This is a genomic window from Paenibacillus sp. GCM10012306, from assembly GCF_042649265.1.
Taxonomy (GTDB): Bacteria; Bacillota; Bacilli; order Paenibacillales; family Paenibacillaceae; genus Paenibacillus_AQ.
Map to the genome: position 1 here is coordinate 36,163 of NZ_JBHRYW010000001.1, position 25,458 is coordinate 61,620.

The 25,458-nt window shown below is 43.5% G+C and carries 26 protein-coding genes; 15 read left to right on the forward strand and 11 right to left on the reverse strand.

Annotation, left to right across the window (positions count from 1 at the left end; translation table 11 throughout):
* Positions 1-55: 55 nt before the first annotated feature.
* Positions 56-1,210, reverse strand: a complete 1,155-nt coding sequence (locus ACFORK_RS00175; protein ID WP_379195702.1) for an epoxide hydrolase family protein — start codon at positions 1,208-1,210, stop codon at positions 56-58.
* A gap of 104 nt (positions 1,211-1,314) precedes the next feature.
* Between ACFORK_RS00175 and ACFORK_RS00180 the strand changes: the two genes are divergently transcribed.
* Positions 1,315-2,175, forward strand: coding sequence for a helix-turn-helix domain-containing protein (locus tag ACFORK_RS00180; protein WP_379194393.1), 861 nt, complete (start codon positions 1,315-1,317; stop codon positions 2,173-2,175).
* A gap of 109 nt (positions 2,176-2,284) precedes the next feature.
* Positions 2,285-2,791, forward strand: coding sequence for a MarR family transcriptional regulator (locus ACFORK_RS00185; RefSeq protein WP_379194395.1), 507 nt, complete (start codon positions 2,285-2,287; stop codon positions 2,789-2,791).
* 230 nt (positions 2,792-3,021) lie between these two features.
* Here the strand turns inward: ACFORK_RS00185 and ACFORK_RS00190 are convergent, their stop codons facing one another.
* Positions 3,022-3,561 carry a hypothetical protein gene (locus tag ACFORK_RS00190; protein WP_379194397.1) on the reverse strand — a complete coding sequence of 180 codons (540 nt, stop codon included), beginning with the start codon at positions 3,559-3,561 and terminating at the stop codon, positions 3,022-3,024.
* Positions 3,562-3,946: 385 nt separating this feature from the next.
* Complete coding sequence (gene gap / locus ACFORK_RS00195) at positions 3,947-4,957, reverse strand: type I glyceraldehyde-3-phosphate dehydrogenase (RefSeq protein WP_379194399.1); 1,011 nt, start codon at positions 4,955-4,957, stop codon at positions 3,947-3,949.
* A gap of 237 nt (positions 4,958-5,194) precedes the next feature.
* On the opposite strand from gap, the gene ACFORK_RS00200 reads away from it, so the two are divergent.
* The gene (locus tag ACFORK_RS00200) at positions 5,195-5,794 is read left to right on the forward strand and encodes a TetR/AcrR family transcriptional regulator (RefSeq protein ID WP_379194401.1); all 600 of its coding nucleotides are present in this window, start codon (positions 5,195-5,197) and stop codon (positions 5,792-5,794) included.
* A gap of 133 nt (positions 5,795-5,927) precedes the next feature.
* Here ACFORK_RS00200 and rplD read toward each other — a convergent pair whose 3' ends face one another.
* The 3 genes from rplD to ACFORK_RS00215 all read right to left on the reverse strand — a co-directional run bounded on the left by rplD (position 5,928) and on the right by ACFORK_RS00215 (position 8,086).
* Positions 5,928-6,557 (reverse strand): 50S ribosomal protein L4, encoded by a 630-nt coding sequence (gene rplD / locus ACFORK_RS00205; protein ID WP_379194403.1) that lies wholly within the window; start codon positions 6,555-6,557, stop codon positions 5,928-5,930.
* A 222-nt stretch (positions 6,558-6,779) separates the two neighbouring features.
* Complete coding sequence (locus tag ACFORK_RS00210) at positions 6,780-7,049, reverse strand: CD3324 family protein (RefSeq protein WP_379194405.1); 270 nt, start codon at positions 7,047-7,049, stop codon at positions 6,780-6,782.
* Positions 7,046-8,086, reverse strand: coding sequence for a Cfr family 23S rRNA (adenine(2503)-C(8))-methyltransferase (locus tag ACFORK_RS00215; protein ID WP_379194407.1), 1,041 nt, complete (start codon positions 8,084-8,086; stop codon positions 7,046-7,048). Before ACFORK_RS00215 ends, ACFORK_RS00210 begins: the two co-directional genes overlap by 4 nt.
* 926 nt (positions 8,087-9,012) lie before the next feature.
* Between ACFORK_RS00215 and ACFORK_RS00220 the strand changes: the two genes are divergently transcribed.
* The 4 genes from ACFORK_RS00220 (at position 9,013) to ACFORK_RS00235 (ending at position 12,148) form a co-directional block, all read left to right on the forward strand.
* Positions 9,013-9,852 carry a DM13 domain-containing protein gene (locus ACFORK_RS00220; RefSeq protein ID WP_379194409.1) on the forward strand — a complete coding sequence of 280 codons (840 nt, stop codon included), beginning with the start codon at positions 9,013-9,015 and terminating at the stop codon, positions 9,850-9,852.
* A gap of 65 nt (positions 9,853-9,917) precedes the next feature.
* Positions 9,918-10,385 (forward strand): DoxX family membrane protein, encoded by a 468-nt coding sequence (locus ACFORK_RS00225; RefSeq protein ID WP_379194411.1) that lies wholly within the window; start codon positions 9,918-9,920, stop codon positions 10,383-10,385.
* Positions 10,386-10,391: 6 nt separating this feature from the next.
* Complete coding sequence (locus ACFORK_RS00230) at positions 10,392-11,093, forward strand: response regulator transcription factor (RefSeq protein WP_379194413.1); 702 nt, start codon at positions 10,392-10,394, stop codon at positions 11,091-11,093.
* Positions 11,090-12,148 (forward strand): sensor histidine kinase, encoded by a 1,059-nt coding sequence (locus tag ACFORK_RS00235; protein ID WP_379194415.1) that lies wholly within the window; start codon positions 11,090-11,092, stop codon positions 12,146-12,148. The genes ACFORK_RS00230 and ACFORK_RS00235 overlap by 4 nt, the downstream gene beginning before the upstream one ends.
* Before the next feature lie 43 nt (positions 12,149-12,191).
* On the opposite strand, the gene ACFORK_RS00240 is transcribed toward ACFORK_RS00235, so the two are convergent.
* Positions 12,192-12,845 carry a peroxiredoxin-like family protein gene (locus tag ACFORK_RS00240; RefSeq protein WP_379194417.1) on the reverse strand — a complete coding sequence of 218 codons (654 nt, stop codon included), beginning with the start codon at positions 12,843-12,845 and terminating at the stop codon, positions 12,192-12,194.
* A gap of 148 nt (positions 12,846-12,993) precedes the next feature.
* Between ACFORK_RS00240 and ACFORK_RS00245 the strand changes: the two genes are divergently transcribed.
* On the forward strand, positions 12,994-13,629 hold the full coding sequence (locus ACFORK_RS00245) for a TetR/AcrR family transcriptional regulator (RefSeq protein WP_379194419.1): 636 nt from the start codon (positions 12,994-12,996) through the stop codon (positions 13,627-13,629).
* A 183-nt stretch (positions 13,630-13,812) separates the two neighbouring features.
* Here ACFORK_RS00245 and pdxR read toward each other — a convergent pair whose 3' ends face one another.
* Positions 13,813-15,216 (reverse strand): MocR-like pyridoxine biosynthesis transcription factor PdxR, encoded by a 1,404-nt coding sequence (pdxR, locus tag ACFORK_RS00250; RefSeq protein WP_379194421.1) that lies wholly within the window; start codon positions 15,214-15,216, stop codon positions 13,813-13,815.
* Positions 15,217-15,348: 132 nt separating this feature from the next.
* On the opposite strand from pdxR, the gene ACFORK_RS00255 reads away from it, so the two are divergent.
* Both ACFORK_RS00255 and ACFORK_RS00260 read left to right on the forward strand, forming a co-directional pair.
* The gene (locus ACFORK_RS00255) at positions 15,349-16,650 is read left to right on the forward strand and encodes an MFS transporter (protein ID WP_379194423.1); all 1,302 of its coding nucleotides are present in this window, start codon (positions 15,349-15,351) and stop codon (positions 16,648-16,650) included.
* Positions 16,651-16,669: 19 nt separating this feature from the next.
* Positions 16,670-17,524, forward strand: coding sequence for an NAD-dependent epimerase/dehydratase family protein (locus ACFORK_RS00260; protein ID WP_379194425.1), 855 nt, complete (start codon positions 16,670-16,672; stop codon positions 17,522-17,524).
* A 17-nt stretch (positions 17,525-17,541) separates the two neighbouring features.
* Here ACFORK_RS00260 and ACFORK_RS00265 read toward each other — a convergent pair whose 3' ends face one another.
* Positions 17,542-17,976 carry a VOC family protein gene (locus ACFORK_RS00265; protein WP_379194427.1) on the reverse strand — a complete coding sequence of 145 codons (435 nt, stop codon included), beginning with the start codon at positions 17,974-17,976 and terminating at the stop codon, positions 17,542-17,544.
* 159 nt (positions 17,977-18,135) lie between these two features.
* Between ACFORK_RS00265 and ACFORK_RS00270 the strand changes: the two genes are divergently transcribed.
* Both ACFORK_RS00270 and ACFORK_RS00275 read left to right on the forward strand, forming a co-directional pair.
* Positions 18,136-18,441 carry an ArsR/SmtB family transcription factor gene (locus ACFORK_RS00270; protein ID WP_379194429.1) on the forward strand — a complete coding sequence of 102 codons (306 nt, stop codon included), beginning with the start codon at positions 18,136-18,138 and terminating at the stop codon, positions 18,439-18,441.
* Positions 18,442-18,697: 256 nt separating this feature from the next.
* Positions 18,698-19,876, forward strand: coding sequence for an MFS transporter (locus ACFORK_RS00275; RefSeq protein WP_379194431.1), 1,179 nt, complete (start codon positions 18,698-18,700; stop codon positions 19,874-19,876).
* A gap of 107 nt (positions 19,877-19,983) precedes the next feature.
* On the opposite strand, the gene ACFORK_RS00280 is transcribed toward ACFORK_RS00275, so the two are convergent.
* Positions 19,984-20,592, reverse strand: a complete 609-nt coding sequence (locus tag ACFORK_RS00280) for a TetR/AcrR family transcriptional regulator (RefSeq protein WP_379194433.1) — start codon at positions 20,590-20,592, stop codon at positions 19,984-19,986.
* Positions 20,593-21,092: 500 nt separating this feature from the next.
* Positions 21,093-22,595 (reverse strand): alpha/beta hydrolase family protein, encoded by a 1,503-nt coding sequence (locus ACFORK_RS00285; RefSeq protein ID WP_379194435.1) that lies wholly within the window; start codon positions 22,593-22,595, stop codon positions 21,093-21,095.
* Between the two features lie 226 nt (positions 22,596-22,821).
* On the opposite strand from ACFORK_RS00285, the gene ACFORK_RS00290 reads away from it, so the two are divergent.
* The 3 genes from ACFORK_RS00290 (at position 22,822) to ACFORK_RS00300 (ending at position 25,341) form a co-directional block, all read left to right on the forward strand.
* The gene (locus ACFORK_RS00290; RefSeq protein ID WP_379195704.1) at positions 22,822-23,568 is read left to right on the forward strand and encodes a MerR family transcriptional regulator; all 747 of its coding nucleotides are present in this window, start codon (positions 22,822-22,824) and stop codon (positions 23,566-23,568) included.
* A gap of 96 nt (positions 23,569-23,664) precedes the next feature.
* On the forward strand, positions 23,665-24,918 hold the full coding sequence (locus tag ACFORK_RS00295; protein ID WP_379194437.1) for a TraB/GumN family protein: 1,254 nt from the start codon (positions 23,665-23,667) through the stop codon (positions 24,916-24,918).
* A 111-nt stretch (positions 24,919-25,029) separates the two neighbouring features.
* Positions 25,030-25,341, forward strand: coding sequence for a YbjQ family protein (locus ACFORK_RS00300; RefSeq protein ID WP_379194440.1), 312 nt, complete (start codon positions 25,030-25,032; stop codon positions 25,339-25,341).
* The last annotated feature ends 117 nt before the right edge of the window (positions 25,342-25,458 follow it).

Consider the following 25,458-nt stretch of genomic DNA (forward strand, 5'->3'; position numbering starts at 1 on the left):
TTCAGATGGGTATGACTTAGAGTCTCGAGATGCAGTTAATCTACTACTTGGCCTATTACTTTTTGTTTCTAAAAGGTTGGAAGAAGGCACGAATGTCGCGTACCATCGCCTCCGGCTCTTCCAATGCCGTAAAATGCCCACCCGAAGGCATGGTGGTCCAACGAGTGACATTCAGATTCTGCTCTGTCCAGGATTTAGGAGGCAGTAGTATATCCTCGGGAAAAATAGCCATCCCTGTCGGAACTTCAATTACGCCGAGTGGTGGCAAGGAATGTGAATTTTCGTAATACATACGTATTGAAGATCCAATGGTGTTAGTCACCCAATAGATCATAATATGAGTCAATAGCTCATCCTTGCTGTATTTCTGGCTCAAGTCACCTTTACAATCGCTCCATGCACGAAATTTCTCCACGATCCAAGCTGCCACACCTACCGGTGAATCGGAAAGTCCATAAGCAAGGGTTTGAGGCTTGGTCGATTGTATGGATATATAGCCAGCTTCTTGTGACATCCACTCAGCAGCTTTTTTCTTATATGCTAGCTCTTCTTCAGTAAGCTTCGACTCATCCTGGGCAATCATGAGATTTCTTATAATACCAACATCTGTTAGGTGGATGCCAAATAAAAGTTCGGGATGACTTACTGCCAGATATCTTGTCACACCAGAGCCAATATCTCCGCCTGCAGCGGCAAATTTTGTGTAGCCTAATTCTTGTGTCATCAGTTTAGCCCACAACTGGGAAACCTTAAAATTGTTGAAGCCAGGCTGAGTAGGGCGACTTGAGAATCCGAATCCAGGCAATGAAGGGACAATGACGTCAAAAGAGTCCTCAGGATTACCTCCATAACTAGCGGGATCCGTGAGGAGAGGGATAATCTTTTCATAACGCAGGTAACTGTCGGGCCATCCATGGGTAAGAATAATCGGTAGAGGGTTGGGTCCTTTACCGCGCTCGTGCACGAAATGTACATCTATCCCATCTATATTGCAGCGAAACTGGGACAAGCGATTCAACTTTGATTCTTGTGCCCGCCAGTCGTAATGATCTCTCCAATAGGAAACAAGTGATTGTAAATAATCTAAATCTGTTCCTCTCTCCCAGCCCAACTCTTCTAATTGATCAGGCCAACGGATATGCTGCAGCCTGTACTTCAGATCGCTCAAGACCTCATCGGAGACATGAATATGAAATGGTGCAACAGTCATCATGATTTCCTCCCTTTTTGTTGATTCACAACGTTATTATATCCATGGAGGGGGTGTGATACACTGTTATAAGTGAAGCATTTAACTATACTATTTGATAGGTGATGGCAATGCCACAAGTAGATCGACACAAAAAACGTACCGTAAACATAGAGTTTGTAGCCGTGGAGGATTTTGGTGCTCTCCCATATCCGGAGCGTTATACGCTGATTTTTATAACATCTGGAAGGATCAAGGGGATGCTAAACGGGCGTCCTATATCTATTAGTGCTCCCGGTATTCTGTGCTTGGCTGAAGATGATCAGGTGCAGGTGGTTGAAAAGATGGATGCATCTGCGCAATCCTTTAGTTTTCATCCGGCATTTCTTAACACCACTACGCTTTCCGAAACGAAAGAGTATTTTCCCGCACGGCCAAGTATACAAACAGGCCTTTCCCTTTTTCAAAGTAATGATCTATATAGTGGAGTGCCTCGTGTAACGGAAAAAGCATACCCGCTTTTGTTTGAATGGTTTTTCATCCTTGGTATGGAAGTGCAGGCACAAAGTGATGCGCTCTGGGTGTGCAGAATAAAAAAGTATCTCATTCAAATTTTGGGGCTGCTGGAGGAATTGAATCGGAGTAACGAGCAATCGCCTGTCGATGTAGTGCTAGACTACATTCACACGAATTATCCGCGAAAGATTTCATTGGAGGATTTGACGAGCTGTGTTCATTTGAACCGTGTAACGCTAAATAAAAGGTTTCAGGAAAGATGCGGGAATACAGCGATTGGTTACTTGCTTGCCTATCGTTTAAAAGTTGCAAGTGAGCTCCTGACACACACAGATATGAGCCTTAATGAAATTGCACTTGCTACCGGATTTGAGTATGATACCTACTTCATCAAGCAGTTTACAGCTAGAAAAGGGATTTCGCCGACGACGTATCGGATCACCTCCCGTAAATTCGCCAGTGCTCAATAAGCAGATTCTTCGGTGGTTTGGATGGTTGAATTAATAGTAAATATCAGTCGTGTTACGATAATTTTGTTAACTATTTAACAATATATTGCAGGAGGTTGGACATTTCACGATGAGTCATCCGGTCGAAATTAAACAATATATATATGGATTGTACTGGAAAAGCGCTCATTTAAGTGAGCAGTATGGAAGTCTGGAGTTTAGAGAGTTTTTGCAAATGTCCAAAGAACAGGGGATTTCCGAATATCCTGCTAATCTTACAGCTGTACACGTCATTGACTGTATTGGCAATAATGAGCCCATCAACAATACAGCCCTTGCCGAAAAAATGGAATTAACGAAAGCAAGTATAACAAAAATAACGACCACATTATTGGAAGATGGTTTTATTAAGCGTATCCGTCTTAATGATAACAAGAAGGAAATCCATTTCAGATTAACGGCAAAAGCGCAGGAATTATATGTACTGCACGGAAAGTTGCATAAGCAGGAGCAAGACCGGTACTTCCGATTTCTAGAACGTTACACTAGTGAAGAATTAAATTTTATCAAGCGACTGTATCAAGACATGATTGATGAATTAGAGGAAAGAATGATAGAGAGAAAGGCCATTGATTGAGGAATCTCATGAACCGTGGTCTGACGGGAACTGAGGTAACCCAGATACTTTACGAAGAATAAGAATATGATATAGAGAGTACCATGATTACTTTGGAGTGAGTAGGGATGTTATGAGATCAGAGAGCAGTTTCAAGTTAACTATATATTCCTATGAGATAGGGGCAGTGTTAAAAGAGTACTTGAAGTGATTACAGCATATAAAAAAGTCACCTTTAAAAAGGTGACCTTTTAACAATATTCGGAAATCGGGCAAAAGGAAAAGTGATCAGTATCCCTTTGATTATAATTCTTATCTGGATAGATCAAATGGTGGTAGTCGATGAATATAGGGAACATAATGTTGGAATCATAATTATAAAGAGCAAACATTCTAATACCTTCAATTCCGATTTGCCAGTACTTCACTGAATGTTCAGCATCAGGATCTAACAAACTTTTCCCATGTATTTCTTGCTCAATTTGTTTTACTAAAGGGAGTTTATCATCAGGTACTCTATGGCAGTGTTGAAATTGATAATTTGTCTTGAATTTTATTGAATCCCAATTATCGCTCACAACGGGTATTAGTTTATTTAAGATATGAACGATTGATTCAGCAAATTCATGAGGATCTTTAAGCATATTTGTAAAATCTCTTAAGCGAACTCCACTAAGCCAGTTTGGATAAGAAAAATCAAAGGTTAATTTTATACTTGCCCCAGAGGGGGTCTTGTTGTTTGTAACTTCTTTTTTAGTCTCATGGGTGTTTTTAACTCTTCCTCTTGGCATTCTCTTTATGCCTCCAGGCGAGAAACGTAGCATTCGAAAATATCTTCATCTGACAAGAAAAAATGTTTGAAATAATTTTTTATCCATGATAATATATTTAATTCAAAAAAATCAAAATATCCATAGGTGCCTGTGGATAAAATAAATCCTTTCAGTGATTATAGTGACGGGTCTTTGTTTTTACGTTCGAGTACTTCATTTACCGGGACTCCAAGATGAGAGTAGATATTAGCAATTTCCCCTATAGTAAAAAAGTCGATTTGAAATAACAATTTTGAGTTATGGCGCAGTGAGCCTATCAAAAAACGGATGCTGTCCTTCATTGAGGATAACACCCGTTTTTTGGCATATACATGCGGTTATAATCAAGAGAATTGAATCTATATTACTTGGCGATTTTTGCGAAATATTCTAAGGTTCTAACCAGTTGCGCGGTGTAAGACATTTCATTATCGTACCAGGCTACGGTTTTTACTAGCTGCTGGTCGCCAACGGTTAGAACTTTTGTTTGCGTAGCATCAAAAAGAGAGCCGAATGTCATTCCCTTCACATCGGAAGATACGATTTGGTCTTCTGTATATCCGTACGTTTCTGGATCAGATGCTTCTTTCATAGCAGCATTCACTTCATCAACGGTTACGGTGGTGTTCAATACGGCTACGAGTTCTGTTACAGAGCCTGTTGCCACAGGCACACGTTGAGATGCACCATCAAGTTTGCCCTTCAGTTCAGGAAGAACGAGGCCAATGGCTTTTGCCGCACCAGTGGAGTAGGGAACAATATTCTCTGCGGCAGCACGTGCTGCGCGGAAATCACCTTTTGCGTCTGGAGCGTCAAGGGTGTTCTGGTTGCCTGTATAGGCGTGAACGGTTGTCATCAACCCGGATTGAATGCCAAACTTATTGTTCAGAGCATTAGCCATAGGAGCCAGACAGTTCGTTGTGCAGGAAGCGCCGGAAATGACGGTTTCTGTTCCATCCAGTATTTCATGGTTGACGTTATACACGATGGTCTTCATGTCGCCTGTTGCCGGAGCGGAAATAACGACTTTCTTTGCTCCGCCTTTCAGGTGAAGCTCAGCCTTCTCTTTGGTAGTGAAGAAACCTGTACATTCTAGTACGATGTCTACGCCAAGCTCGCCCCAAGGGATTTCATCAGGGTTACGGGTAGCCAGCACTTTAACTTCTTTACCGTTAACCGCAAAGGCTCCATCATGAACTTGGATGTCACCATGGAAAGTGCCTTGCGTAGTATCATATTTGAGCAGATGAGCCAGCATTTTTGCGTCAGTCAGGTCGTTGATGGCTACAACTTCGATATTATCCAACTCTTGAATTCTACGAAAAGCGAGTCTTCCTATCCGCCCAAAACCATTAATACCTACTTTTACACTCATTGAATAGTCCTCCTGTTTTCGTTCGAAATCCATTCCACATTAGTATTTCCAATAGAACTTAAAGGTAAGCACTGCGCCAAAGCCAAACAAGTTTGCCTTTGGATTGGGTTTGTTTTAAAATGAAAAAAAAGGTACCGATCGGTATCTTTATTATAACAGGATTTAATACATTGGCAAGGCTTCGGCCGTAAAATTTGATATAATGTTTGATTAGAATAAGATCATTCGGAGGAAGCTATGAAAAAAGGAGATCGAACAAGAGAGCATATTATTATGAAATCGGCAGCAATCTTTAATCAGCGAGGATATGCCGGTACATCATTAAACGATATTATTGCCGACACCGGAATTAAGAAGGGGGGCATCTATCGACATTTTGCCAGTAAAGATGAAATTGCGCTTGAAGCCTACAATTACGCTGCCAGTTTGGTTAGCGGGAAATTTGCTGAGGCGGTCGATCAAGAGAAGTCTGCGTCAGGACGGTTACTTGCTTTCTTTCGTGTGTATGAAGATGTTGTTGATAACCCGCCATTTATTGGCGGATGCCCGATGCAGAATACAGCAGTAGAAAGTGACGATACGCATACGGAGCTTCGTGACCGGGCAAGACAAGGGCTGCATACCTATTTGGATATGATGAAAAGTATCATTCTTGACGGGATAAATAGTGGGGAGTTTAAAGAAGATCTGGATGGTGATGCACTTGCTTCATTTGCTTTTTCCTTGCTCGAAGGAGGCATTTTGCTCAGCAAGCTGGATGGGGATAATAAGCATATGCAAATTAATACAGCATGCTTTGCGTCCTATTTGCAGAATTGTTGTTTAAAGACTAAATAACCAGAGGTACCGGGTAAGTCGGAACGCAAAGTGTGAGAGGTCTTGTGATGTTTGCATGATTGGGACAGTGTAGAAAGTACATTAGATAGTATATCTAATGTACTTTTTTTATTTGGACATTAATCGAACAGGCCTAAAATGAAGAGTACATTTCCGTAATCATATTCATAGCTTCTTTAGTAATTACTAATTTCTCATAATTCAAAATGGTATATACATTAAGGGAATCAGCTACGGCAGTTTCTACACCAGGGATATTATTGGCACTTTTAAATACAATAGGGTCCATCGATGGTTTAACGATCAGGGATTTTTTAGTTGCTCCAAGGGCATTAAGCATAGCGACAATAGATTTTGTTCTGTAATTCTCTAATTTGATCTCATCTACAACAATAAGTTCCTGGTTCTGTATTTTACTAGATAGTGCAGATTTAATAGCAAGTCGCTTAACCTTTTTATTAAGTTTGTAGCTGTAGTCGCGAGGTTTGGGAGCGAATACAACGCCTCCGCCACGCCAATGTGGCATACGAATTGAACCTGCTCTAGATCTATCAATTTTATTCTGCTTATACGGCTTTCGGCCACCTCCTCGTACTTCACCGCGTGTTAATGCGGATTGTGTTCCTCTGCGTTTATTTGCCAGATAGTTAACAACTGCTTCATGCATAACAGACTCATTGGGAATAATACCGAAAATGGATTCTTCAAGCTCCATTTCATCAACAATATTACCCTCCATATCAAAAACATTGACCTTCAACATTGTTCTTTCCTCCAGACTGTAAACAGTCACGATAGATTTAAGAATATCAGTGACTTTTAATCGAATGAATAACGATATTTGTAAGGTTAACAGATAAAAATTACATAAACTATACACAAAATGGCTCTGTCTTATTTGGTATAACAACGAGGATTAGCTGTAATAAAAAAGCCACCGCAGCCCTAAAGTTAGGGCGTGCCGATGGCGAAATTGGTTATACATTTAGTCTGATTTGCTATAAATTATCTTTCTTATAGCATAAACCGAAAGGCAGTATACTTCGGCAAGATCTTGAATCGAAGCACCGGAAGTATAGGCTTCTAGGATTTCACGATTCCGGTTATCAATCTCTTCTCGCGAACCGGATCGTTCTCCCCAATGTTTATGCTGATCTTCTATTGCCGGAATGTAGATATACTCACCATGAACGAAATCCTGCAATTTTAAAATTAATTCTTTTGGGAGAATTTTATTAGCGTTGATATATCTCATGTAAGTTCACTCCTTCCGTAGAGTTGTCCGCATGCTGCATCAATGTCCGTTCCGAATTGCGTCCGCACAGTGACTTTAATTCCTTTTGATTTTAGAATGCTGACAAATCTTTGTACCCGCTCCTTGTCCGATTGATGAAAGCTCTCAGACGTCACGTCGGTTGCATTGTAGGGGATCAAATTAACATGATATAAATGTTCCCACGGCCCTCTGTTCTTTAACAAAGCAGCAATAGCTTCTGCATGCTCATTGGAGTCGTTCTCTCCTCGAAGCAAAATATAGGCAATATATACTTTTCTGCCTGTAGCGCAAATGTGCTGATCCAGTTTGTTCAACACATCATTAAGAGGAAATCGGTTGTTAATAGGCATTAGCTTACTGCGCTGCTCGTCGATTGGAGAGTGCAGAGAGAAGGTAAGGTTAACCTGCGGGAATTCCGTAGTCAGACGATCGATACCCGGCAGAATTCCGATGGTAGAAACAGTAATTCTTCGATGGCCTAAGGCGAAAATCCGTGGATCAGTTAGCATCTTAAGCGTGTCGAAGATGTTGGGATTGGCTAACGCCTCGCCCATGCCCATAAATGAAACACTATCCAAGGCATGACCATTTAGATGGAAATATAACAATTGATCGGTTATTTCATCAGCTGTTAGATTTCGCTTCAAGCCAATTGTCCCCGTAGCACAGAAGCTACAGCCATACCCGCATCCGCACTGACTGGAAATACAATATGATTTCCAACCGCGCTCATAGCTTAATTGAACGGCTTCAATATGTTCACCGCCATGAATAGCAAAAAGCACCTTGTTCACTTGCGTAGATGTTTTTTGAATGACTGGGGTTAAGCCCAAAACCTGTTCACCAAGATTTTTAATCAATTCTTTTCTTATCTCTTTAGGTAATATAGTCATTCGATCATACTCGCCGATTCTTTGCTTGAAGATGGCGTCTGCAATTTGTTGAAAACGATATGCGGGTTGTTTTAATCCAGTCAATATCTGCTGTATCATTTCGTATTTCGAAGTTGATTTCATGTGTTTTTCTCCTCTTGAGCCGGAGAAAATGTCCTATATCGAACATGAACATTAACCAACTAGTTATAATCCACGAAGCTTGTAGCTAAGTTGCTATGTGCATCTATCAATAGATGGAAAATGCTCCGGCATCCGTTTAATTTGATCGTGAACCGTGCCAACGGATAATGAACGGTTCACTTGTACATGTACAACCTCAAACATTTTTAAAGCCTCCTTAAGATAAAAATCTATGGCTGCATTACAGTCTCATAAATTCAGTGGTGATGTCTTTCAAAACAAAATGGGCTACAAGAAAGTTTCCCTTCTTGTAGCCCAAATAATTACAACTATTCCTTAAAACGTGATGGATTAGTAATGTAAAGCTTTGAGTGAAGAGAATAAGTAACTTCCTTGCCTAAAAAGAATAAAACAAATGATGTTTTATCTTCTCTAACTAAGCAAGAAATTTTACATTACTCTCCTCAACCCCTGTCAACAAAGTTGCTGATAGTTTAGCACAGCACCCCTTTTTTTTCAATCTATATAAGACGAATGAAAGAAATTAACAGAGGGCGGGGAGGAACGAAGGGGGAGGTTTGGAACTGTAGGAGCGTAGCGCTCGTCTGAAAGCTTTCTGCAGGAAAGCTCGCATCGGAAGCACAGGCTGTCTCCGGATTTTATCCGCGAATAGCGGTATAATCAGAAAAATCTGGAGACAACAACGGCCGGAAGTCCAAACATTCCACCGTAGTGACGACCAAGCCTTGAGTGAGAATCTAAAATTCGTCTTATATAGGAACCCTGAAGAATTTTTGTTATAGAAGACTTAATGATTAGTTAAGAAAGTTGTAATGGGCGTTTAATTTCAATTGAAAAGGGCTTGTTCTACAATTCAACTGTAAGCAAAACACAGAAGCATAAAACTTTTGAGGAGATGACGAAAGATGAAATTATTAGCGACAACAACAGCAATAGTGGCCTTATCCATAGCTTTGGCGGGTTGCGGAGTAGCTAACACAGCATCTAACAAAGCAACTAACACATCCACTACTGGGAATGCGGCCGCAACAGCGACGGCAACCACCATGCCGAGCTCTGACTCACCTGATAAAGCAGCTTCTAATGCCAATGCAGGGACCAATCAGGAAACTACTGCAATGATGGTGAAGTATGGCATGCTCAGCGGCAGCAACAAGCAAATATCAGAAGGTAATGTGGAAATCAAGGATGGCAAGGTCATGCTGACGAATTTCAAAACCTCCGAAGGACCAGACCTCCATATCTACCTGACGAAGGGAAAAGATGTTCAGACGGGTAAGAGCTTGGGCAAGATTGATCTGAAAAAGAGTGAGCAGACCTTTGACTTGGCGGGAGCTATTCTGAATGATTATGATTCCATTATTATCTACTGCGATAAAGCACATGTTACATTCGGTACAGCAGATTTGACCGACACACCAATGGATAAACCAGCAACATCTTCGGCAATGGGCACGAAGACGGGCATGCTGAGCGGCAGCAACAAGCAAATATCAGAAGGGAATGTAGAAATCAAGGACGGCAAGGTCATGCTGACGAATTTCAAAACCTCCGAAGGTCCAGACCTCCATATTTACCTGACGAAGGGAAAAGATGTTCAGATGGGTAAGAGCTTGGGCAAGATTGATCTGAAAAAGAGTGAGCAGACCTTCGATCTGGCAGGCGCCAATCTGAATGATTATGATTCTATTATTATCTACTGCGACAAAGCCCACGTGGTATTTGGCACAGCAGATCTCAGCTAAAATAACAATTTTGGGTACCATACTGATTTTAAGGATGGTACCTTTTTTTAAAAGGGGATTCTATAATGAAGAAAGTATCTCAATCTATAGCTGGTTGGGTATTCAGTGCCACTCGCGTGTTGGTTGGCTGGATGTGGTTTAAATCCGGGTATGATAAACTGTCGGGCGGTTTTGGCGTAGAAGGTTTAGTCCCTGTCATAGCAGCCAATCGGGATACCCCGGAATGGTATAAAGCTTTCTTTAGTCATGTGGTGAGTCCGCTTGCGCCGGCTTTTGACGTTATTATCCCTATCGGCGAGATTCTAATCGGGATAGGATTGATACTCGGGCTGCTCATTGTACCTGCTTTAGTGATGTCCGTGTTCGTGAATGCCAATTACATTTTGGCTGATATGATATTCACCTATCCAACGGATATACTAGTAGCAACTATACTTCTTACAGGGAAGAGATTCACTATGTACGTCAGTGTGGAGCGCTGGCTGTATTCGAAATGGCAAGAAGGCAGGAAAGGTGCAGAAAAAAGGATGTGAAGGTAGTTGTTATCGGTCTTGATTGTGGATGACGAGCAGCCGATAGTGGATGTTTGTCAGTTGTATTTGCAAAACGATGGTTATAGGGTATACACGGCGAGCAGTGGGGATGAAGCTGAGAAAATTGTGCAGAGCCAGGTCATTGATTTTATGGTGATTGATGTGATGATGCCTACGATGGATGGGTATGAGCTCGTAGAGTCGCTGCAAAAGCAAGGCTTTGACATTCCATTCTTATATCTGACCGCTTTAAATCAGGAGAAGGATACGTTATACGGACTGGCATTAGGAGCGGATGATTATATAACCAAGCCCTTCAGCCCGCGAGAGCTAGTGTTCCGGATCAAAAATATTATTAAACGGGCGCAAAAAGCAAAGCCGCGAATCGCTGTGCTTCAAGAAGGAGAATTGTACTTGAACCGTGAGGAGCGGGTGGCCAAGCTTCATGGCGAGCTGCTTGATCTCACCAATAAAGAATTTGATTTGCTATGGTTCCTCATTCAGGAGAAGCATCGTGTGATCCCGAAATCCGAATTGCTGAAGGAAGTATGGGGATATGAGTACTATGAAGATGCCAGCACCGTCAACGTTCATATCCATCATTTGCGGGAAAAGTTAGCTGCAAAAGCTGGTCAGGAACCGATATTCATTAAAACAGTATGGGGGCTAGGGTATCAATTCAAGCGGGAAGGGGGCACTGTATCATGAAGCTGCGCACCTTGGTTTTGTTCTCGTATCTGATTAGTCTAGTCATCGTGACCCTGCTGCTATTTGTTGCCTATAAACAGATGTTCCTGGATTATGACAGGCTAAGGATGGCCATGATGATTACAGTGTCCTCCAGCGTGCTTTCGTTGTTAATTAATTCACTGTTTATTTTCCCCATGACGCGAAATATTGCGCAGCTGAACCGGCAGAGTCGGGATATCGCCAAAGGACAGTACGATCAGCGCTTAACCAAGAGCCGGGTTGTTGAATTAAGAGAACTTACGGAATCGATGCACGAAATGGGACTTGAAATTAAAGCAAAAATCAATGCGTTGCAGGACGAAGAACGCCGCCGGAACGAATTGATTGCGAACCTGTCGCATGATATTAAAACCCCGATTGCCTCTATCCGGTCGTATTCGGAAGCGTTGGTTGATGAAGTCGTAACCGATCCTGGTGAGGTTCGGAATTATTTGCTTGGTATTGGAAAACAAACCGAACGGGTGGTGTCGTTTGCTAATGAGCTGCTCGCTATCGCGGCTATCGATGATAAGGAGATTGTTTTCAAGCCGGAGGTGGTGTGGCTGGATCAGCTGATCCTGGATACTTTGCAGGCATTTGAAGCTCAAATTTCGCGCGAAAACCGTCTGATTGATGTTCATATTAGTGAGGGCTGCGTATCTGTGAATACAGACAAGGTGTGCATCCAGCGGATTCTATATAATTTAGTAGGAAATGCAATAAAATTCTCCAAACCGGGAACTAGCATCAAGCTTTATGTTCATTGTGATGGTGCCTATACCTACATGGAAGTCAAAGACGAGGGCATTGGGATTCCCGAGAATGAAATAGATAAAATATTTGAACGGTTTTATCGGGTTGAAAAATCGCGCAATCAGAAGTACGGCGGCTCTGGATTAGGGCTGGCGATCGCCAAGGAGCTTACTGATTTTATCCACGGCAAACTGACGGTAGTTTCCGGTCAGGGTATAGGGAGTACGTTTACTATCCAGCTTCCGCATTCATATCACAGCAAAGCCCGCAATCTCCTTTGAACAAGAGAATGCGGGCTTTTTCAGTATTGATTATGGGAACAGCTTACTTAGTTTTGATGTCATGTAGAACATTGAGAATGTCCTGAATATCCAGACGGTTCGTATAATCAGCATCGACATGGGACAGGCGTACAATTCCTTCTCGGTCAATGATAAAAGTCGCGGGAACCGGTAAAATCCAGCGTTCGGTGTTATTGAAAACAGTCAAATCCAATCCAAAAGTACCTGTATATATGTCCTGAATGTTGTCAGGGAGTTCATATAAAATACCATATTGATCGGTAACTTGGCCATCGGCATCACTTAGCACCTTAAATTCAAGCTCGTCCTTCTCTTTCTGTGTAAGCGAATTGTCCGGACTCTGTGGTGAAATCGCGATCAGCTGACCGCCAAGCTTCTCGAATTCAGGCAATGCTTGCTGATAACCACGCAGTTGAATGTTGCAGAACGGGCACCAGCTTCCACGATAGAAAGTGAGGATGACAGGGCCTTTGGCTAGTTCATCATATAACGTCACTTGACCGCCAAGCGGATCAGGCAGTGTGAAATTAGGGGCTGTAGCGCCTTCCTTCAATCCTGAGACAAGATCAGACTGTTGCAATTCTTGAACATGTTGAAAAATTGTGGATTGCACATCTTCAGGGACGGCAGTAACGTAATTTTCCTTTTGTTGATCTAATGCAGCTTTAATAGACATACTGATCACTCCCTCTAAAGAAAATGGATTGATGACTCCAATTTATACATTGCTTATGTTACAGTGTATTTTTTGGAGTGTCAACTCCAAAAAATACAGGCGGGTTTGAATAGTGGATCATGCACTCCATTTATGTTAAGCTGAATGCATGAATACGACTAGCGAACCAACCAAACAAGGTCATCGGCTGACTAAAAAAGGAAAAGAAACGCGCATGCGCATTGTGGCTGCAGCCGCGAAGATCATCTTCGAACGCGGCGTTGCTGGTACAAGCGTTGAAGATGTACAGCGGGAAGCCAAGGTCAGTGCCTCACAGCTGTATCACTACTTCAAAGAGAAGCGGGAGCTTGTTCTGGCAGTGATTGTGTACCAGACAGAACAGGTGCTAGGCAACCAAGAGCCACTTCTAAGTCATTTGGATAGCGTGGAAGCCTTGCGAGCTTGGCGTGACGCCATTATTAAGATCAAAACAGAAATGAATTTTCAAGGAGGCTGCCCAATTGGTTCTTTGGCCAGTGAGCTGTCGGATAATGATATAGAAGCACGTTCTGAGCTCGCAAACGGATTTATGCAATGGGAGACTGCGATTCGCAAAGGGCTTCGCACTATGTCCGAACGAGGGGAGCTTAGCGAGAAAGCTGATCCGGACGGTCTTGCCCTCGCCCTGTTAACGGCGCTTCAAGGGGGCCTGTTGCTGGCGCAAGTAAGACGAGAGATTGCCCCGCTAAGGGAGGGTCTTGACGTCGTCATTTCATATATTGAATCTTTAGTGGTTAAGCCTTAATTGGCTGTTAACTAACATGTTCCTGATTGTTGTATAGTCTACAAGATGAAGCCTATCCTCTTCTATTGAGAGAACAGGCTTCTTTTATTGTTCAGATTCCGAATCAATGGGTGTAAGCCACGGAAGCCTAGAGCGTGTCTCCTTGGCAACCGCGGTTTCGTGTGTTCGTGCAAGAAGACAAAGTCATAATAAATCTGCGATCGTCCTGATCCCCTCCACAATTTGCGCCTCCGTTACATTACCGAACCCCATAATTAGACTTTCCTCGTATTTTCCTTTGGCAATCGTATATCTCTCTGCTGGATAAATTTTAATATTGTGTTCTTCAAGCTGTGACGCTGTGAGAGTATCGAACTTACGCCCGGGCAGCTTCGCAACCAGATGCAAGCCTGCGGCATCGCCTGAAATATTCACTTTGCTGCCGAACGATTCCTTTAAAGCAGCAATGAGACGAGTGCGTCTTTTTCCATAAATACGCTTCATACGGGTGATGTGGCGTTCCAGATGGCGGTCGGCGATAAATCGCGCCAATGTAATTTGGGACAAGGTTGGGCATTGCATGTCCGTCAATCGCTTTAACCGAAGCAGAGGGTCAAGTAATTCCTGGGGAATCACCATATAACCTAAGCGTAGCGATGGATATAAATTTTTGCTGAAGGTTCCGACATAGACTACTCGCTCGGAGTCGAGTTCTCGGAGAGCATGAACAGGCATTCCAGCATAGCGGAATTCACTATCATAATCGTCTTCAATGATGTAGCCTCCGGTTTGCCGGGCATAGTCGAGTAGTTGAATACGTCTGCTGATCGACAAAATGCTACCGAAAGGAAATTGATGCGAAGGTGTAACAAAGACACACTTAGGCTGCACATGGGTCGGCAAGTCGTCAACACACAAGCCGTGATCATCGACAGGAATGGGGATAATATCGGCACCAGTTGATGCAAAAATACTATGGATGAAGCTGGCGGTAGGATCTTCTATTGCTACTGCATCTTCCGGCTTTAATAAAAGCTTGCATAGTAGAGAGATGGCCTGGGTAGCTCCGGCTGTCACGATCACCTGCGAAGGTGAACATTGGATTCCCTTGACGTTCAGCAGATACCGGCAAATATTTGTGCGAAGCTGCGCATTGCCTGCCGGATCTTCATCATAGCCGAACTCCGATGAAGGAATGCTATCGTATACGCTCAGCGTAACTTCTTTCCACTTCTTATGTGGGATATGTTCAAGTGCCGGAAAGCTCGGACGAAAATCAATGCCGTTAAAATGAGCTGCAGGTTCTGGCGAACTCGTTTCAACTGAAGACTCCGAATCGATGAACTGTGCCTGTAAGGGCCGGTTTCCCCCTAAATCCAAGACATAGGTACCGGACCCTTGCCGGCCCTCCAAATAACCTTCGGCGATTAGCTGCTCATATACCTCAACAATAAGCGCGCGCGATACCCCTAATTCACTGGCTAGACCCCTTGTTGACGGGAGACTGCTTCCCGCTGCATATCTGCCTGAAAAAATACGTTCCCGGAGCAACGTATAGATTTGTTTGGTTTTCGTATCGGCTGTAAAAGGCTCGAAGAGATCGGCCATCCATAGCGCTCCTTCCTACACGCGAATTGGTATACCAATATTAGCATATAAGTGGTACTTATCCATACCAATTCAGCGTGCTAACATTAATTTTACCAGCTCGAGATCAACACAGAAGGAAGATGACAGCCGATGAGTGAACGAAAATATATCCCACGGGCGCCTTCGAGGCAAGATCAAGCCAATGCAGCAAATGAGCCAGTCGTGAGCACCAATAACAAAACGGGAAGTTGGTTGGCAGTTATAGCCCTCTTTATGGCTTCGCTTAATTTACGGCCAGCTGTGACTTCTATTGCTCCGGTGCTTGAAAGCATTCGAAACGATCTAGGTATAAGTGGTGTGGCGGCCAGTTTGCTGGTCTCGATCCCCGTTCTCTGCATGGGGCTTCTCTCGCCATTGTCTGTCCGGTTCGGCAATCGGCTGGGAAATGAACGGGTGATTACCTGGTCGCTAATTCTGCTCGGCGGAAGTACCCTATTGCGTATCGTCGTTCATACCGAAGTCCTGTTGTTTTTAACTACCTTATTAGCTGGTATTGGAATCGCAACGATGGGGCCTTTGCTGTCCGGCTTTATTAAAAAGCACTTGGCCAGTAGGATGCCGCTCATGATCGCACTCTATTCCATGGCTTTAGCGCTTGGTGCCGCTCTTGGTTCGAGCTTGTCTGCTCCCTTCCAAATGAAGTTTCATTCGTGGCAAACAGCACTTTCGTTTTGGGCAATCCTCGCCCTTGCGGCTGTACCATTTTGGTGTGGAATAATGCGACGTAGCAATGTTCGGACTGAAGTGACGGCTGTACCTGGGACATCAAAGTTACCATGGAAAAATAAAAAGGCGTGGCTGCTCTCTATCCATCTTGGACTATTGGCTATGATTTTTTATTCTCTAATGGGTTGGTTGCCGCTTATTCTGATCAACGCAGGGGATTCACATTTGCATGCAAGGATGATGCTGACAGTGTTTGCTGTAGTTCAAATTCCAAGCGGGCTTATGCTGCAGATGTTTATGCGTCGCTTCCCATCCCGGCGGACATGGTTATTGGTCTCAACTTCCATGCAGGGAATCGGCCTTGCCTTCCTCTTCAGTTCCATGCTGTATTGGCCTGGGGTGCTTCTTTGTGGATTTGGTTCAGGGATGTTATTTGCTCTAGGCAACTTGCTTCCTATTGAAGCAGCGTCAAATCCTGAAGAAGCGGCCTCTTGGGCAGCCATGACACAATCCGTGGGATATTTAATAGGAGCGACGGGTCCGATCCTGATTGGCTTTGCTTATGATAGTATGGGGCAGTTCAGTCTGGGGATACTAGGCATGATCTTGGTATCACTGATTATGCTAGTCATTCAATTATTCATAGTTCCGCGAAAAGAAAAAGAAAAACAAAAAGAAATTTCCCATTTTCATCGTAACCTGACGAGCATCGCAATCAAATTATAAATCTGGAGGTTTTTTCATTATGAGAATTTTTGTAGCTGGGTCTACCGGGGTTATCGGTCGTATCTTGCTTCCAAAGTTAGTGAAGGCAGGTCATGAAGTTATAGGAATGACGCATAACCCGGGGCAGCAGCAGACGATTGAGGCATTGGGAGCAAAGCCTATCATTGCAGATGCTTTTGACCGGGAAGAAATGATTAAAGTCCTTGGAGAGATCAAACCAGATGTGGTCATTCATCAGCTTACCTCGCTCAGTAATTGGAGCTCTGCGGATAACGCGCGGATTAGAATCGAAGGGACCCGAAATTTAGTGGATGCTGCTAAGCAGGCAGGCGTACAAAAAATCATCGCTCAGAGTATCTCTTGGGCTTACGAACCGGGAGATACACCTGCAACGGAAGAAGTCTCCTTGGATATCGAAGCACCTACGCCACGGAAAACGACCATTGATGGCATTGTCGCATTGGAAGGAGCGGTAGCAGAGATTCCGAACCATGTTATTCTTCGGTATGGCACACTGTATGGAGCAGGTACTTGGTATGACATTAGGGGCGTGATGGCAGAAAAAGCGCGGAATAGCGAGCTTCCAGCAACGAATGGTATTTCTTCTTTTGTACATGTTGAGGATGCGGCGAATGCCGCTTTACTAGCCTTGGATTGGTCGACTGGAACGCTTAACATTGTTGACGATGAGCCTGCTCCAGGCACAGCATGGATTCCTGTCTATGCCGAAGCTTTAAAGGCGCCTGCACCAGAAGTTCAAGCGGGAGGTAGTGGCTGGGAACGGGGGGCTTCGAATGCAAAGGCACGGAATGAGTATGGCTGGGAGCCGAAATTTCCGACTTGGAGAACAGGATTTGTGCAAGCGTTAAGCTGAAAATCTGATTCGAGCCCTTAAGATTCCTTACAGGGAGATTCGCTGAATTTAAGCACAGCTAAGTCAGGGTAACTGTTAATTTCTAATTGGTGGCCATCAGGGTCATACATAATAAAATCTTGGTATGGCCCATTTTTTCCGTCACCGTATTTAGTTATTTCGCCCACAGCAATATTTTTATTTTTTAAATCTTCATGTAAAGCTTCCAAATTGGATGTTTTAAAGCTTAGCACAGCGCAATTTTCGTTATTGATTGAGAACCTTATGGGTTGGTTCGCAGAAGTTTTCTTTAAGAATAATAACGGGCCTGCAAATAGTCTTAGATTGGCTGCCTCCGGCTCCTCCCAAATGACCTGGTAACCTAATGTATTTACGTACCAGTCAACAGACCTTCGAATATCAGTAACAGGTAAATAAATCTGAACTATTTGGTTGTGAATATTTGGACGCATAGTTTACCAGCTCCTTAAGATATTGGATTGCATTTGTTACCTCATCTGATTCTAGAATAACATATTTTTACATGTGCTTGAACTTTATTGGATCAATAACTAATAATCTTAACAAGATATTGCATTGACATATCGGTAATTATCGATATAATAGCTGATATGGATACTATCGAGATTTTAAAAGCATTGTCTAACGAGTCCCGTCTCCAAATTTTGCAATGGTTAAAGGAACCTGAGCTGCATTTTATACCCCATGAAGGGATTGATATGAGAACAATCGGGGTATGCGTCTGTCAGGTGACTGATAAATTGAACATGACACAATCCACCACTTCCCAGTACTTGACGACCCTGCAACGAGTAGGGCTCATCACCAGTGAGCGCATAGGTAAGTATACGTATTACAAAAGGGATGAGGCGAAAATTAGCGAAGCATTGGCTTTGTTGAAAGGCGAGATTGAATAAAGCACAAGCGGCGGAGTTAGGTGAAGTAATCTTCGCCGCTTGTTCTGATGATTATCCTAGTAGCACAGGAAGATCGATTTATTTTCGATCAATGCATCGACAAATCGGAATGTATCAATTTGAAAACTGCTTTTAAAGCGAAGAATTCAACGACTGGGGGCCTCGTGATGAAAATAAAGGGATAATCTTTTTATTTTTTTTAAAAAAACGCATCGATAAATTATAATATATCAATTCGTTAAAGGGGAAAACATTAATGAAGGGCACGTGGAAAGTATATTTATTGGCGCTTGTCAGTTTTTTGGTGGGGACATCCGAATATGTGATTTCGGGGATTTTAGATAAAATTTCGTTATCTTTAGATATATCGATTACTTCGGCGGGGCAATTGGTGACGATTTTCTCATTCATTTATGCCATTTGTACGCCAGTGGTTATGGCTTTGACAGCAAAGATTGAACGACAGAAGTTACTGGTTGCCGCACTCGGCGTATTCGTGATAGCTAATGTGCTGGCGTTTGTGCTGCCAGGATTTGAACTTTTTGTTGTCGCACGGGCATTAATGGCTTTAGGTGCGGGGACCGTCGTTGTATCAGCATTGGCTATCGCCGCCAAAATTGCACCTGAAGGTAAACAGGCCAGTTCGATTGCCAATGTCACCATGGGCTTCACCTTGTCATTAATTATTGGTGTACCGCTCGGGCGAATGATTGCTGCCCATTTTGGCTGGAGATTGGTATTTGGCCTGCTTTCTTTGGCGGGACTGTTAGTCATGATCGTTTTATACTTCAGCCTTCCTCGTGTGAAAGGTGATGCCCCTGTACCCCTTTCCAAGCAACTGGGCTTCCTTAAAAATAGCAGGGTCGCTCTCGGACTTGCGATCACCTTCTTTTGGCTGGGCGGTTACTCGATCGCTTATACGTACATTTCACCTTATCTTCTTACAGTTGTCGGTTTAAATGAAAATATACTGAGTAGCGTTTTACTAGCTTTTGGTATCGCTAGCTTGATCGGTTCCAAATTTGGTGGTTATAGTGCGGATAAATGGGGCGTTGCCCATACCTTGGGTGGGGGAATGACACTGCATGTAATCGCCTTAATTTTACTAACGATTACGGTTATGCTTACAAATTCATGGATACCGATTGTTGTTATCCTGATGCTGTGGTCGTTCGCAGCTTGGTCAACTGGTCCTACTCAGCAGTATAACATGGTGCGAATTGAACCGAATTATTCAGGTGTTATGCTGAGTCTCAATCAATCCACGATGCAATTATCAATGGCTGCAGGGGCCGGGATTGGCGGCATCGTTGTCAATCAAACCTCCTTATCGCATATTACATGGGTTGGCGCGATCAGTGTATTCATTGCCATTATGGCCTCGCTGATGTTGAATGCACGAATGAAACAAAAGGCGACCACCTCTCGCGTTTAATCACCGGTAAATCAAAGGTTCCTGATCGGCTTTTAATAGCGAAGAAGGAACCTTTTCAATATCGATAAGCTGTTGCTCGAGGCTTCTTACACCGATTGCTAGCAGCTTTAGTTGGAATCCTCAATCGAAATGCCCTTTAACAGCAGCTTGATCGCATTGACATGCAGGGCAGCGTATTCGTCCCCGGTTAAATTTGGCATTGTCAGGCAGAGCTGCGTTGCTCCCGTCAAAGTCGACATTACGCCGAAACTCAACGTTTCGATATCCTCATTAATGAAAACCCCGTGCTCGATCCCTCTGTGCAGCACTTGTCTTATTGCACGATAAGCCATTTCCGTAATCTCTTTTAATGTAGTCAATGCCTCAGATTCGCTGGATAGCGTCTTAGCATACTCTTCAATGGCTGGGATTAATGGACTTTCGCAATCTCTCCCGAATAATTCAGCCATTTCAATTAACTGTTCGATAGGAGAGGTGGATTGCTCGGTCGAATGAAGCCACCTTTGCGACATTTGCTCGGCATGCTGGCTTAGCAACTGGAGAAAGAGGACCTCTTTATTTTTAAAATGATGATATAAATTGCCTTTACTCATCTGTGTCAGTGTACATAAGTCATCCATTGTAGCACGATCATAACCTTTTTCAATAAATAACAGCTTGGCATGGTTTAAAATAATTGTTTTTGCTTCCTCTGCCGGCAATCGCCTTCTGGTCATAAGTCCCTCCTGGGAACCTTACGAACGGTTCCTTCTATGCTTGAAAAATTGAAAAACGCTATATGAGATAACGATAGCAAAAATCCCGCAGAATGCAAACGGCATATCCAGCGCGTAGGCAAGAAAAAAGAGATCTTAAATAAGAAGGATAATTAACGGTATTTTTGTACTCTAAATCCTCTGCAGCTAAGGATTAATGGAGATTAAGTGCAATATTGTACCTTAAATCTACCAGAATAGCCCCTCCGACGTGTTTCTTCGAAAAATAAGATGCAATAATGCACTTATTTCCCTTTTTTGCCTATATAAATGAAAAATAAGGTACAAAAATGCCGTTACTTGGAGTGCTTCCTCTTTTTGAACTGTTAAGACGACTGGTGCCTCTACAACTGATCTATTCGTTCTTCTAAGACAAAGGAAAACTCCCCAACAAGTAGCGATTTATTTATTAAACCTGTCTACTTGATGGGGAGCATATCAAAATCGGCAGCCTTCCGTAATTATAATAGCGAGGTTCCGAACTTGACCTCCGGAAAGCGGCTATCCGGTCCTTTCATTAAGGCTCCGCCTTGATTTTTCAGATACTTATCGAAGAAATCCAGCATATAGGCATTGATAACGGAATTCGCTCTTTCGGGCGCAATCTTTCCTGTAATGCCCAGCATTCTGAATATCGGAGAAATGTATTGTACGTCGGTAAAATTCAAATGCTCTGAATTTTCGATATAGAGGAATTGTCCCCCTGAGTCGGCCGATTCGCGCATCCGTTCAAGCTCTAGCTTTTTGTCCTCCGTTACTTGATCCATCCACTCTTTTGTGTTGCCCATTTGTTTAAGCTCTGCCTCCGTGTAGGCGTGGTTATCCATTACCTTCTTTAATCTTTCGAATTCGCTTTCCGAGTTCATGAACAAGAACGGCTTTCGCAGACCCTCTCTGTCACGCAGTCGATAAAGCGCTCCATCCAGGTCTATTCCAACCGCGATTCGTGGATCGTAAGCAGCGTCATAGGCCGTCGCTCCGCCGATGGAATGACCGAACACCCCGACATGACCGAGATCAATCCTCCCTTTTAGATGACTTGGAATCTGCCCCGATTGGATGAGCGCGAATTGGTCCAATGTAAACGTCACATCGTCGGTTAATACCTTTCCGAGCTTGTCGCGGTTTCCGCTTTCCGTCCGGTAATCATGGTCGGGCGAGAATAAGTCGTTGGTTGAGCTAGTCGTGATTCGACCGTCCGGAAACTCGGTTGCAAATGTATTGTAGGTGTGGTCGATCACGGCCACGATATATCCGTGACTCGCGAGATCTTCGGCTTGCGACGTGTGGAGGAACCTGGAAGAGCCAAAGCCGGGATTCGCAATGATCAGCGGGTATGAAGTCTGTGCCGAAGAGACTTCGGCCCCTGAATAAGCATGACTGGATACGTACTTCAGGTGTTGCAAAGTAAACCCGGGAAGACCATAGTTCGCGGCCATATAACGTAAAATCTGGGTATCAGGAATTAAGGGTGCATACTTGCCGGTGCCAGCTTGAGCCGGATACCATACCTGAACCATTAATTCTCTCTTACCATCTCTGGCTTCACCGAAAATCTCTTCCCTATTTGGATCCACGAAATGAAAAGCCCGCGTTCCTACCTTAAATTCACCTGCCGGTTCAGGCAGTTTAAATACAGGAAAAGCATACATGAGACCCGCTGTTACGACCAGCATTGTCGCTATAGCGGTATAGGCTAAACCCAACAAGACTCGCGGGACCTTTTTGGGTCCGGTTTTTTTGAAATAACTATAACCTGAAATGGCTAAAAAAATGATCGTTATGCAATATGGGAATAATAGCTGGACTCTGTATCCTTCCACTGTCCAATGAATGACCAATAAAAGTGTGGCGATCCCGCTTGCAACGAATACTGGAATTCTACGCTGTCCTTTTTTTAATAGGACTGTTAATGCAAACAAACCGATGTTTGACAAAAAAAGCAACAGTTCAAACAGCCTCATCTCGATTCTCCTTTTAAAAAAATTCTGATTGATTTGTTCCAATCTTATCCTGCCAGACTGGCCTAAACTATCGATTTGCCTTACATCTACCTTACAACTACCTTAAAGCTACCTTACAATTTTGTAATTCGATAGCATATAAAAGAATGCTTGCGCCTGACGTTACGTCAGGTGCTACACTGACGTTAGAAAGGAGCTGAGAAGGATAAGTAAGACATATTATACGATTGGTTCATTCGCTAAACTGACCTCTACAACGGTACGTACGCTTCACTTTTATGATCAAAAAGGGCTGCTTAAGCCAAGCGGCTACAATGAGCAGGGACACCGGACCTATACGGATGACGATTTGTTCCGACTCCATCAAATATTGACCTTAAAATATTTAGATTATTCCTTGGACGAAATTGGAAAGTATTTGGAACAGGATAGCAAGGATTTTAAGACTTCTCTGGAGAGGCAATACGAGCTGTTAATGGAGAAGCAAGAGCATATCCAGCGCGTTGTGGCTTCGGTTAAACGGGTAAAAGAGATTGTTAAGGATAATGACACGATGGATCCTTCGCTCATTATGCTGCTGATTCATTCCATTCAGCATGAGGAGGCGCAGAAGCAGTGGTTCTCCGATCGTGTGCCGGATGAGGTCGTACAATCGGTGTTTATGAGTGAATCAAGTGTAGAAGAACGGATTCGGGTAGAACGTGAGTTTACGTTAGAGATAAACGATCTGATGGTGATGTACAAGCAAGGACTGCCGCCGGAGCATCCCCTTGTACAGGAGCATGCGTTTACGCTGTTTATGATGATCGAGCGGATGCTCGGGCAAGAGCTGTGGAATAGCGAGACCGGAAAAGTGCTGGAGGAGATGGATCCGCAGCTCTTCCCGAACCTGGAACAAGATTTTAAGAACTACTTGATTGAAGCGTTTGGTCAAATGTTAATTCGGCAATGGGGAGAAATAGACCGCGTTTGACTATTACAACTATATAAGCTGAACTTAAGAATTAGAAAAGCTGATTGTTGAATGGCGTATTCTTAAGTTCACTTCGACAGAAGGAGCAGTATATCAATGAAAAAACTTAGCGCTACAATACTAACCCTGGGCCTGCTTACCTCTGGACTTTCTTCCGCTCATGCAGCTGAGAAGGCCTCGTCCGTATGGCTAAACGGTGAGCAGATCCAGTTCAGCAATTCCGCACCCATTGTAGAAAAAGGGGTGACCCTTGTCCCACTCCGTCCTCTTCTGGAGAAGCTGGGTGTCAACGTAAAATGGGACCAAGCGACGCATACCGTCAGCGGCTCCAAAGGAAGCCTTTCCTTGTCCCTGAAGATTGGCAGCACAAACGCCACTGCAAACGGCAAAGCCGTCAAACTGGATGCAGCGCCAAAGCAAATCCGGAATGTAACCTATGTGCCGCTGCGCTTTGTCGCTGAAACTACAGGTTATCAAGTGGCCTGGAATCAATCACTGCGCAAGGTTACTCTTACTTCAAAGCAGCATACAGAAGGCCGCGGCTTTCTGTGGAAGGTGGAGAATAAAGGTAACACGGTGTATGTGATGGGTTCAATCCATCATGTACCCGAAGGGATGTATCCGCTGCGTCCGGAGATTGAGAATGCGTTAAAAGCTGCCAACTACTTGGGGGTAGAGGTCGATATGTCGGCAGTCACTTCCGAAGATTTACAAAAACAGGTATTGGAATTGGGTGTTTATAAAGACGGAACCACACTGAAGGATCATATCTCCGCAGACACGTATAACAAAGTTACAGCATTCCTGAAAGCCAATGGAATGCCCGAAAATAGCTTCGATATTTTCAAGTCATGGTTTGTCACACAACAGATCATGAACATTCAAGTTGCCAAAGATGGCTTTACGCCAGAAAAAGGGATTGATAATTATCTGATTGAAAAGGCTAATGAAGCAAAAAAACCGATAGTCTCACTAGAAACTATGGAATCCCAGATGAAGATGAACAACAACTTCTCCGACGCCTTGCAGGAAAGACTGCTGCTTCAGAATCTGGATCCTAAATCTGTGACGCCTCCTTCTCCGGATGTATCGATAGATTATCTGAATAAAATATGGATCCAGGGCGATGAAAAAGCTTTGAATGAGTTCACCACTACTGGCTGGGATGCTGAATACTTCCAAGGTCTAATCAATGACCGCAACGAAGAAATGACCCAAAAGATTAAAGGCTATCTGAATGGTGATAAAAAAGAGACCTATCTGGTTGTCGTTGGAATGCTGCATTTGCTGGGTAATGAAGGAATCGTTCCATCGCTGGAAAAGGAAGGCTTCAAAGTAATAAAACAGTAGCACTTATTTATCATTCTTGCTTATTACACAGTAGAGCTAGCCATTAGGTTGGCTCTGTTATTTTCTTCAGGAGATCAGCTCTAATCCATTTGTTTGTTAGGAGGGAAATACTTGATTATTACAACAACCGCAGTCGTTGAAGGTTCCCCAGTCAGAGAATATGTCGGTGTGGCAACCGGTGAAGTCATTATGGGAGCTAATGTCGGGAGGGATATTCTTGCCTCATTTAGAGATTTGGTAGGCGGGCGTTCGAAAGCCTATGAAACGAAGCTAAGGGAAGCAAGAGATGCGGCATTCAAAGAAATGACCCAGCACGCTTCGACGATGGGGGCCAACGCTGTAATCGGCGTAGGGATCAATTACGCAGTTGTCCGCCAGGACATGATGATGGTCGCTGTTAGTGGAACAGCAGTTGTTATCTAAGTAGTCGTTCATAATATTGCAGGGCTAACCATTAGGTTAGCCCTATTTTTAATTTAGTTTTTTAGTATTCAGGCAGCTCCATTTGATATAAGGAGTTTGACTAGGGAGCTCTTTTTT